Consider the following 4,319-nt stretch of genomic DNA (forward strand, 5'->3'; position numbering starts at 1 on the left):
TAGTAGTATCCCCCGACGGAGTCCCTGCCCGGAGCGATGCCACCTTCCTCTGGCGTCCCTCGACCACATCCCCCCGGAGCGATGCCACCTTCCTCTGGCGTCCCTCAACCACATCCATACACACCAAAAAAAGCCCGGCATCTTCATATTCCAAAGACACCGGACTCCCATCAGTCATATATAAGCTGGAAATGAGACTCGAACTCACGACCCCTTCATTACGAGTGAAGTGCTCTACCGACTGAGCTATTCCAGCTTGTGCTAAACACAACTGATATTATACCGTATTTTACAAAAAATGCAAGCCCTTTTTCCTACAATCCGTTTAAATCCTCATCACACCGATCATCCACAAACACGTTCCCATGTTCACAAACCATCACTCATCCCCGGAAGAACCCTTCCTGCGAGAAGCCACCCGTTTCACAACCTTTACCGCATCCTTTACAGCCGCAGATTTTTCAACCACCGTCATTCTCGCCTTATCCATACGCTTTCCACTGCTTTTCCCCGCAGTCTTTTTCACATTTCCTTTCTTCACAGAGCTTTTCTTCACATCCCCCTTCTCCGGTGTACACCCAAATACCGCCACACCATAAGCCGGAAGCTTCAGCTTCAAAGAAAACTCCCTGTTATCACACTCCATATGAACAGCTGCTTTCGCCCGTACGTTCACCACACCCTGTCCGCCAAACTTTTCACTATCGCTATTGAAAATTTCCTTATATTTCCCCGCAAAAGGCACACCAACCCGATAACTGTCATAAGACACCGGCGAAAAATTACACACCGCAAGAATCGTTTCTTCCGACTTTTCCGTCTTGCGAAGAAACGCAACCACATTCTCATCATAGCTGGTAAACTGAATCCATTCAAACCCATCCGAATTACCATCCATTGCATACAACGCCGGATGATTCCTGTAAAGTTCATTCAGATCATGAAGATACGCCTTCATTTCCGGCCCTACATCTCCATCCGGCGCAGTCATTTTCACACCCGGATGAAGCATCAGATAACCATACGCAGCACGCAGCTGAGCATCCTTTTGTCTGGAAGAACCCGGAAGCTTCTCCAGAAACTCTTTTAACGTACCCACATCTCTCTTACCAAGCGTCAGCACATAATGCTCACTGTATGCATACATCATGGAAAGAGTCAGCTGATCATAATAATTTCGTCTGTCCAAAGGCTCTGCTTCCAGATAAGAAAGAAGATCCTTTGTCCAGCCACCACTCCATTTATAGTCAAATCCCAGATGATCATTCTCCACACTGTCTGTAAGCTGCGGCCATAAACCATCCTCCTGTGCAATCAGAAGAATCCCCGGATACTGCTTCTTCACAATAGAATTCAGATGCTTCAGAAACTCCAGTGCCTGAAGATTCTCATTGGAACTATAAAGATTAGCCGTCCACTGTCCCGCCTCTCTTCCAAAATCCAGATACAGCATCGCATCTACATCATCCATCCGAAATCCGTCCACATGAAATTCATCCAGCCAGAAAAACGCATTGGAAATAAGAAAATCTTTGACCATAGGACTTCCATAATTATAAAGCATGGTGCCCCACATCGGATGAACCGCCATAGCCGGATCCTGTACTTCATAAAGAGGAGTTCCGTCAAATTTCTCAAGCCCTGCATCAAACCGCGGAAACTGAGCCGGTGTCCAGTCCAGGATCACACCAATCCCTGCCTGATGAAGATCCTCCACCAGTGTCCGGAAATCTGCCGCAGTCCCAAAACGGGTAGTCACAGCATAATACGCAGACGTAGAATATCCTCCTGAACTTCGGTCAAGGTACTCCATCACCGGATGAAATTCTACATGCGTATAACCGGTTTCCTTCAGAAACTCCACCAGTTCGCCACTGTTTTTCCACTCTGTTACATCAGTTTCATAAATGGAAACCGGAACTTCACGACTGGCAAACCCTTCACGTTTCCTCATCCACGCTTCATCCTGCCAGGAAAAATCTCCCAGTTCAGTTACAACAGAAATCACAGACGGTGCTCCCTGGGTTCCATTTCCATAAGGATCCGATTTCCTCTGTACCTTGCCGCCTTTGATCTTGATCTCATACTGGTAAGAGGCCCCTGCCTGTACACCTGGAACAAAAATCTCAAAAATTCCGGACATTGGCATCCGATGCATCGGAAGACGCCTTCCATCCCACCTGTCAAAATCACCGACCACACTGACACTGATCGCATTTGGTGCCCAGACAGCAAAATATGTTCCTTCTACCTCGCCACAGGTCCCAGGATGCGCTCCCAGCTTCTCATATGCCTTGTAATAGACACCGGCACAAAAAGCTCGTTCCTCCTCTTCCGTGATCTGGCATGGACATTCATAAGCATCGTAAAAAGTCTCTTTCCTGCTTCCTCTTATCACACGGAAACGATATTCCGGAATCCTTTTCAGCGGAAGCATTACAGCATAATAACCAGCCTCATCTTCCAGGATCATCGGATAACTCTTTTCCCCTACAACAACCTCTGCAGCATCCGTTCCCGGAAAAAATCCCTGGATCAGAACGCCATCCTCTGTTACCCTTGGCTGCATCACATCACGAGGTGATGCCTCCTCCCCGTAAACGATCGCCTCGATCCGGGGCCAATCCATATATTCATACGCTTTATCAGCCATAATCGTCTCCTCCATCATATTTGTTGTTTTATAGACTAAGTTTACCACTATTTTACAGAAAAATAAAGATAACAGTTCTAATCTTCGCAAAAAGCACCACAAGTAACCGGTAACAGAACAGAAAATAATTCGATTTGGTTCTTCCCAAAATCATGTGTAACGATTATAATATGAAGCAGAATATGAAACGAATAACTTATCAGGAGGAATCATCAATGGAAAACAGACAGTATGATGTAACAGCTCTCGGCGAGCTTCTGATCGACTTCACAGAAAACGGTGACAGTTCCCAGGGAAATCCTACTTTTGAGGCAAACCCGGGCGGAGCTCCCTGTAACGTTCTTGCCATGCTGAACCGTCTTGGCAAAAAAACTGCATTTATCGGAAAAGTCGGAAACGACATGTTCGGCAAGCAGCTGAAGGCTGCCGTAGAAGAATGCGGCATTGATACCAGAAATCTTGTCATGGACGATGAAATTCACACTACCCTTGCTTTTGTACATACTTACCCGGACGGAGACCGTGATTTTTCTTTCTACCGTAATCCAGGTGCAGATATGATGCTGACAAAGGATGAGGTAGATGCTGATCTGATCCGCAATTCCAGGATCTTCCATTTCGGCACACTTTCTTCCACACATGAGGGTGTCCGTGAAGCAACCCGTTATGCTCTTGACGTGGCAAAAGAAGCCGGATGCATCATCACCTTTGACCCGAACTTACGCCCTCCACTCTGGAAGGATCTGAACGATGCCCGCGAAGAGATCGAATACGGCATGGAACGCTGTGATGTACTGAAGATTTCTGATAATGAAGTGGAATTTCTTTTTGACACAACAGATTATGATAAGGGTGCTGCCCTTATCGAAGAAAAATATCATATCCCGCTTGTGCTGATCACAATGGGAAAAGACGGAAGCCGTGCTTATTATCGCGGACGCAAGGTTGAGGCTGCTCCGTTCCTTCAGGAACACACCATCGAAACCACCGGCGCCGGTGACACCTTCTGCGCAAGCACATTGAACTATGTACTTGAGCACGGGCTTGATGATCTCGCAGACGAGAACCTTGCAGAACTGCTTACTTTTGCAAATGCGGCAGCTTCTCTTATCACAACAAAGAAGGGCGCGCTTCGCGTGATGCCTGCAAGGGATGAAGTTCTTGACTTCATCGCATCTCGCAAGTAATTAGTTTTTATTTTTTCTTATAGTTCTTATTTATTAGCTTTGATAAGCTGAGGAAAACCGCAGGGGGAGAAAGCACTCGGAGTTACGAAGCCCGCTTTTCTCCCCCTGCACCCCCTCTTTCCGGGCACGTACCGCGGAGGCGGCGCTTCGCGCCTGTCCGCCAATTGTTGAAGTTTCTACGTATTTTCCCTGTTATATCATATATTTTTATTAATATCTTATCATATAAAAATTTATATCCAATACCATTACGTATATTATATTTACACATTATGTTTGTATTTGATATATTTGCATTTAATATATTCGCATTTGATATATTCTCATTTGATATATTCCCATTTGATATATTCCCATTTGATATATTCCCATTTGATATATTCCCATTTAATATATTCCCATTTGATATATTCCCATTTAATATATTCCCATTTGATATATTCCCATTTAATATATTCCCATTTGATATATTCCCATTT

At 45.3% G+C, this 4,319-nt stretch carries 3 protein-coding genes and 1 tRNA gene; 1 reads left to right on the plus strand and 3 read right to left on the minus strand.

Features of this window, described 5'->3' with window-relative positions:
* Positions 1-183: 183 nt before the first annotated feature.
* Both DWX61_RS18400 and glgB read right to left on the minus strand, forming a co-directional pair.
* Positions 184-256 (minus strand) — tRNA-Thr (locus tag DWX61_RS18400).
* 123 nt (positions 257-379) lie between these two features.
* A complete protein-coding gene (glgB, locus tag DWX61_RS18405; protein ID WP_118626657.1) occupies positions 380-2,653 on the minus strand; it encodes a 1,4-alpha-glucan branching enzyme in 2,274 nt (757 codons plus the stop codon).
* Between the two features lie 215 nt (positions 2,654-2,868).
* On the opposite strand from glgB, the gene DWX61_RS18410 reads away from it, so the two are divergent.
* Positions 2,869-3,840, plus strand: a complete 972-nt coding sequence (locus tag DWX61_RS18410) for a carbohydrate kinase family protein (RefSeq protein ID WP_118514357.1) — start codon at positions 2,869-2,871, stop codon at positions 3,838-3,840.
* Positions 3,841-3,922: 82 nt separating this feature from the next.
* On the opposite strand, the gene DWX61_RS18830 is transcribed toward DWX61_RS18410, so the two are convergent.
* The coding region (locus DWX61_RS18830) for a hypothetical protein (protein WP_207664998.1) at positions 3,923-4,319 on the minus strand (397 nt) is incomplete at its 5' end.

Origin of the sequence: Ruminococcus sp. AF20-12LB, assembly GCF_003478985.1 — a bacterium.
Taxonomy (GTDB): domain Bacteria; phylum Bacillota; class Clostridia; order Lachnospirales; family Lachnospiraceae; genus Blautia_A.